This window comes from Bacteroides sp. CAG:633, from assembly GCF_000435115.1.
In the GTDB taxonomy this organism is placed as follows: domain Bacteria; phylum Bacteroidota; class Bacteroidia; order Bacteroidales; family Bacteroidaceae; genus Bacteroides; species Bacteroides ndongoniae.
Genome location: NZ_FR883121.1, coordinates 25,160 through 31,613, shown reverse-complemented (window position 1 = coordinate 31,613; position 6,454 = coordinate 25,160). Strand labels below are relative to the sequence as shown.

The 6,454-nt window shown below is 45.4% G+C and carries 6 protein-coding genes and 1 pseudogene; 5 read left to right on the top strand and 2 right to left on the bottom strand.

Features of this window, described 5'->3' with window-relative positions; all coding sequences use genetic code 11:
• The first annotated feature begins 302 nt into the window (after positions 1–302).
• The gene (locus QVP67_RS12225; protein WP_022163850.1) at positions 303–794 is read left to right on the top strand and encodes a DUF4251 domain-containing protein; all 492 of its coding nucleotides are present in this window, start codon (positions 303–305) and stop codon (positions 792–794) included.
• A gap of 198 nt (positions 795–992) precedes the next feature.
• Positions 993–1,679 carry a hypothetical protein gene (locus QVP67_RS12220; RefSeq protein ID WP_022163849.1) on the top strand — a complete coding sequence of 229 codons (687 nt, stop codon included), beginning with the start codon at positions 993–995 and terminating at the stop codon, positions 1,677–1,679.
• 23 nt (positions 1,680–1,702) lie between these two features.
• On the opposite strand, the gene QVP67_RS12215 is transcribed toward QVP67_RS12220, so the two are convergent.
• Together QVP67_RS12215 and QVP67_RS12210 are read right to left on the bottom strand one after the other, a co-directional pair.
• Positions 1,703–2,359 carry a DUF2490 domain-containing protein gene (locus QVP67_RS12215; protein ID WP_022163848.1) on the bottom strand — a complete coding sequence of 219 codons (657 nt, stop codon included), beginning with the start codon at positions 2,357–2,359 and terminating at the stop codon, positions 1,703–1,705.
• 86 nt (positions 2,360–2,445) lie between these two features.
• Positions 2,446–3,348 (bottom strand): NAD(P)-dependent oxidoreductase, encoded by a 903-nt coding sequence (locus QVP67_RS12210; protein ID WP_022163847.1) that lies wholly within the window; start codon positions 3,346–3,348, stop codon positions 2,446–2,448.
• A gap of 230 nt (positions 3,349–3,578) precedes the next feature.
• Here QVP67_RS12210 and QVP67_RS12205 point away from each other — a divergent pair, with 230 nt between their 5' ends.
• The 3 genes and pseudogenes from QVP67_RS12205 to QVP67_RS12195 form a co-directional block, all read left to right on the top strand.
• Positions 3,579–4,748, top strand: a complete 1,170-nt coding sequence (locus tag QVP67_RS12205; protein ID WP_022163846.1) for a DUF418 domain-containing protein — start codon at positions 3,579–3,581, stop codon at positions 4,746–4,748.
• Between the two features lie 215 nt (positions 4,749–4,963).
• Complete coding sequence (locus QVP67_RS12200; protein WP_022163845.1) at positions 4,964–5,539, top strand: helix-turn-helix domain-containing protein; 576 nt, start codon at positions 4,964–4,966, stop codon at positions 5,537–5,539.
• A gap of 176 nt (positions 5,540–5,715) precedes the next feature.
• Positions 5,716–6,454: pseudogene (locus QVP67_RS12195) on the top strand (chondroitinase); the annotation flags it as partial.

Below are 6,454 nucleotides of genomic sequence, written 5' to 3'. Positions count from 1 at the left end.
AAAAGCGTCTAGTTAAATCAGGAAAAGACAGGTATTTTTTCATTTGCCCCCTCGTCATTTTTTCCCAGTTAGGAAAATATTTTTTTCTAACTGGAGAATTATTTTTTCCTAACTGGGGAAAAATAATTGCAAGACTGGTCACAATTCATGTAACAGGCTGATAGTTAATATCCTTTTTTATAGCGTATTCTATTGCTAAAACATTCCAATACAAACCTGTATCTGCTTGTATTTTCAAGGCGAATCGTTATCTTTGGTTTGTCGAACTCATCAGTAATAACAAACGATATAAAAAAAGCCTTATGAAAAAATCCTTCTGCATCATTCTTTTTACTGCGGCCGTTTGCTTTCCGCTTCATTTATCCGCACAAAAGGACAAACAAACCGAAAAGGTACGCAATGAGCAAGCGGTCAAGAAAGCCATTGATGAACGTCATTTTCGCATTGATGTCAACTACATGACCCCTACACGCGGACGAAGCCGTGCACTAACGGATAGCTATAGTCTGGAAGTACGTAACGACTCTTTATTTTCTTACCTGCCTTATACGGGCGAGGCCTACAGCATCCCTTACGGAGGAGGGAAAGCACTAAACTTCAATGCCCCCATCCAGACGTACGAAACAAAAGAGAAGAAACGGGGCCGTAAAGAAGTCAAGATTACTACGAGCAACGAAGAAGACAGTTATACCTATTCTGTAACAATCTCTTCAAACGGTTCGGCATACATACACGTACAACCCATTCGACGTCAACCAATCTCCTTTAGTGGACAAACAGAACTTGAAGAATAGCCAATACACTTCATCCTAGAAACAGATGTACATCAAGCAAAACAAATATTCTATTGATTATCAGCAATATGTATTTCAAAGATGTACATCTGTTTTTTTGTTCCGACGAACGATATCCTTTAATTTTGCAAACGAAAAGCCAAAGCTAACACAGAAAGAAGTTACAACTATAATAGCGATTCATAACCACCCTTAACAATGAAAAATAAACTTTTCTTTTTCATACTCTTCAACTGTGTGTGCCTTGCTCTGCCTGCTCAGCAACGGGAAAAACGTCCGTTCTGGAAGGTAGAGCTGGAAGGCGCACTCAACAATTACGATGCTTGGGAAGTGGAACCCTCCATCACATTTCTGCCCATACAATATGCTGGTATCAGCCTGGGATTGCTGTTTACACAACCTTATCAAGACGAAAGCATCAGTGGAGTCTCGCAAAACCAGCAATTTCTTTGGAGCAGCACAACAGACCACGCTGCCAGCTACTTTCTAGCTCTGCGTCCCGGCCTCCAACTGAATACTCCCAAACTATGGGTGGGACGCGATAAAGACTATGCCCTTTACCTCTCCATATCTCCCGGACTCACCCTGCCTTTATCTGCCAACAACGAGTTCAACATCGACTACTATCCCAATCAGACAGGCGTATGGACGGCCGTCCGTCGCGAGCACGTCAGTAACAAAGGTGCCCGTACCGTCTACTACCACCTGCGTACGGCTTTCTCGCTGGAAGTGGACAACGGACTCATCTTCTCGGTCGGATATACCTGCTCCGACTTCGACCTCTTCGGCGGAAGCCGGAACATCGTCATCGAAGGAAGAAAAATAGACTTACCCAAGCACAAGTTGATGCACTCGGTATCGGTAAGTCTGGGATATCGTTTCTGATCTACATAATATTTGCCACAGTGTCAGAACCGATAGATACACTCTACTCCAAAAATATTTTTGCTGCCGTCCCGCTCCCACTGCCGACAATAGAAAGCCTCTGCCTCCCATCGCTCTGCCAGGGGAAAGCTCAGACCAGTGCGATAGCGCATACGCGCCACATCAAAATGCTCGCCGCGTCCCAATCCGTTATACATCTCGACCGAGACATAAGGTTCCAACCGGCAACGGGCTATGTCGTAAGCCACTTTCAGTCGAGAACGCAGACGAAATTCTTTCTCTTCGGCACTGAACGTATGCTGAAAACGCTCACGCAACGACAGCTTGACGCGCTGTATCCGATGTGAAAGTGTGCCGTCTACATGATAGCGGTGACGAAACTTCCAGCCGGCCTCCTCCAGATTGCGGTAATGCACTTCGTAACCGGCACCTACCTTCAAGAAGGGCAGCATCTTGTATGAACCACCTACGTCGAGTCTCCAACGGTCAGTCATACTCAAATCGTCTTCGGTACGCCACTCCAGATTACTTGACAACGTCAGCTTCGGCAAGACCTCGTATTTCACTCCCAACTTTGCCCAAGTGGTATTGTCCACATCCTGTGCAGCAATCCGTATTGTCAGCACCTGCAATAAGAGAAAGGCGATAAGCCCTATGCCATATTTGCTATTGTTTTCCATTATGGTGTGTTCACTTACTTATCTAAAACATTGTTTTCCCTTTACAGATTGCAAACATACAGGGCAATTTTGGAAAAAATCTGAAATTACAATTGTGCAAGAACTGTTTCTACATTCGCTATAGCTTTTTTAGACAAACGTTCCACACTCTGCATCGATTTTCCCGAAATGTAGGGTGTATAAAGCACATTGGCATAGGGTGTCAGCAAATCTTTCAACTGGCCCATACCTGTAGCATCGCACAAATAAAAACTGTTTGGACATGCCTTGAGCCAATGGCAAAGAGCCTCTGCCTGAAAAGTCGGCCCGACGGAAGTATTCACCAGAATCTTACGGTTTCCCAACAGATTGAATTCACGTTCGCCCAACAGATAATTGTTGCGGGGAAGGCAAGTGCATACAATCTCTGCTTGCTGCAACAGTTCGTCAAGCGACAAATAAGTCATGCCTACAGCCTCTGCATCAGGCTTACGGGTACGACTGTAATAACATATGTCAGCTCCCAGAAAACGTAAAGCATCGGCCACCATACGGCCGGTCTTTCCAAGCCCGATAATACCGATTTTGCGGCCGGTAAGTTCTGTACTCTGATCCAGCCAGAATACTCCTCCGAAACCATGCAGCAAACGAACCAGTTCGCTGATAACGTATTCCACCACTCCTTCGTCGCCATAATCCTTCACACCCAATACCGTAATGCCCCTCTTACGTGCTTCGACCACATCGACATTGCAACTTGCCGGATCATAAAGAGTGCAGCACATTCCTATGTAGCGCAGACCAGGACAAGCATCAAGCACATTCTTTCTCACCGGTGTCCGAAACGACACCAACAGGCAGTCGGCATCTCCGATCCGGCGTATTACCTCTTCCTCTTCCGAAGGAAAATCGTGATACATCACTACTTCCTCTCCCAGTTCATGCAACCGTTCAATAGCCGCCGTATTCAACAGTGTTTCGTCAACTCCTACAATCTTCTTGAATTTCATCTGTAGACTTCTTTTATAGGTTAATATCCATAAGGTTTTCTTTTCATCCGAAAGCAAACTATACAGGACTATTTGTCCCGCCAACACTCCATCTGTTTCCGGCTCGAAACTTCTCTTTTGCAAACCTACACATAAACATCGGTTTATGAAACTTTTTTCCGTATCTTTGCCGCCAATTGAATTAAAATCCGGGCTAAAAGCCTGTTTAACTTTTATCGAAACAACAAATTATGGAACAACCGACAGGAAAACACGCCCGGGTAGAAGTGGCCGACGTATTGCGCGGACTGGCCGTTATGGGCATCATCTTGCTGCACAGCATCGAACATTTCAATTTTTATTCATTCCCCGACACCACCGGACAAAGTGCCTGGCTCACCTTTACCGACAAGGCTGTCTGGGACGGGCTTTTCTTTCTGCTGGGCGGAAAGGCTTATGCCGTTTTTGCACTGCTCTTCGGATTCAGTTATTTCATTCAATACGACAACCAGCGAATGCGCGGTCATGACTTCCGTCTGCGCTTCTGCTGGCGACTGATATTGCTTTTCCTCATCGGCAACCTGAATGCTATGTTCTTCACTGCCGAAGTACTGGTGCTTTACTCGTTAGTAGGATTCATTCTGCCTCTGACCTGCAAGATGAAAGACAAATGGATTTTCGTCCTGGCCTGCATCCTGCTCATACAGCCTCTACCTCTTTATTATACCCTGCGTGCCTGCTTCGATCCGGCTTTTGTAACTCCAGCACTGCCTACGGGCGATTTGTGGGGAGCCACATTCGAAGTACAAAGCCATGGCACTTTCTGGGAAACAGTACGTGTCAATCTGTGGGAAGGGCAACTTGCCAGCCTTGCCTGGGCATGGGACAATGGACGTGTATTCCAAACAGCTGCCCTCTTCCTACTCGGATTTCTGGCAGGAAAACGCGGTCTGTTCCTGAAAGAGAACCTGAAAATCTGGAATAAAGTCCTCTGTGGTTCGCTTTTAGCCTTCTTCCCCCTCTACGGATTAGGAAACATGTTACCCGGTTTCATCGACAACCCTTCTATCCGTACTCCGCTGCTGCTTATCATTTCTTCTTTATATAAGTTTGCCTTCATGCTTCTGCTGGTGTCGGCTATACTTTTCGCCTACTATCGCACCCGCCTACAACGGCGTCTCGCACAGATTGTCCCTTACGGACGCATGAGTCTGACCAACTACATTACTCAAAGTATCTTCGGTTCCCTGTTGTTCTATAACTGGGGATTCGGACTGCACGATGATCTGGGCATCACAGCCAGCTTCCTGACAGGAATCCTGCTGTTTATTCTTCAGTTCAGCTTTTGCCGCTGGTGGATGGCACACCATTCGCACGGCCCGATGGAGTATCTGTGGAAACGTGCTACATGGCTGAAATAAATATTCACCTTTTTCGCACAAATAGTTGTAATAAGCAAAAGTTTATCTTATTTTTGCGTTTTAACTACATTAACAATGTAATTCAGAAGAAAGAAAAAAGAAGGAATATTGTAACTTCCTGCTTGGGGAAAAGTAAGAATATGATAGTTCTCTTTTATTTCCTTTCTTCTTGGATTTCCAATTCAGATAAATAACTTTTAAACCAAAATATAATTATGGATACAAGCAAGATTGTAGGAGAAAAGATCAAATCACTCCGCGAGAATCAGTCTATCAGTGTAGAAGAACTGGCTGAACGTTCTGGCCTTGCCGTAGAACAAATTGAGCGAATTGAAAACAACATCGATCTGCCTTCGCTGGCGCCACTCATCAAAATTGCACGTGTATTAGGCGTACGTCTTGGCACATTCCTTGACGATCAGGATGAAATGGGTCCTGTAGTATGCCGCAAATCGGAAGCTACCGACTGCATCAGTTTCTCGAACAACGCCATACAGAGCCGTAAACATATGGAATATCATTCACTGTCGAAATCGAAAGCCGACCGTCATATGGAACCTTTCATCATTGACGTAGCACCTACCGAAGACAGCGACTTTGTACTTTCCTCACACGAAGGTGAAGAATTCATCATGGTCATGGAAGGAACTATGGAAATCAGCTACGGGAAAAACACCTATCTGCTGGAAGAAGGTGACACAATCTATTATGATTCCATTGTGCCGCATCACGTACATGCCTACCAGGGACAGGCTGCCAAGATTCTGGCCGTCATCTATACTCCGGTATAAGATGTGCGGAAGGATGTATCGGAACAGAAAAGAACGGATATATTCATATTTTCAGGTACGGATTACATGGGTATCTGCGGATAAACTTATCCCCCCAATTTGTAATCCGTACCTAAAAGTTTATTGAGCCTTTTCTGCCTTCCTTTTTCACGTTAACCTCTAACCACTCATTACATATGCATCTGCACAAAATTACATCAGGTATACTACTATTATGTTTGGTTGTTATCAGCGGCCGTATTTCTGCTCAAGACTCCGACCTAATCCGTACCAAAAAGAACTTCATCCAATTATTGGGAAACACCGGACAAAAGCAGCTGAACGCAGTGCTGGAAAAACTGCCACGAGAAGAAAGCGCTTCTGACCAGATGGTAGTGGAACTTTTTCAACGCCAGTCTTCACAAGCGGCATCCATCCAAAAATATATATCCGAACAGACAGAAAACGGCACCTGGCCAGACATTAACTATCAGGACCAAAAACGTTCGGGATGGGAACCGCGCGTCCACACCGAACGCATCCTGGAACTGACCAAACAATACACCTCGCCAGAAAGCCCTTATTACCATTCCGATAAAGTCGAGGCTTGTATCCACAAAGCACTCCATTATTGGTTCACAGCCAAACCTGTCTGTCCGAACTGGTGGTACAATCAGATCGGAGTTCCGAAAACACTGGGCAATGCTTTCCTGTTATTCGAGCCACAACTGACAGCTGAAGAACGTCAAAGCGCCATTCAAGTAATGGAAAAAGCACGTTTTGGCATGACAGGACAAAACAAAGTATGGCTGGCCGGCAATGTGCTGGTGCGTGCCCTGCTTCAGGAAGACAAAGAACTGGTACGACAGGCACGCGACACCATCGTATCCGAAATCGTAACGGGGCAAACCGAAGGCATACAGCCCGACTGGAGTT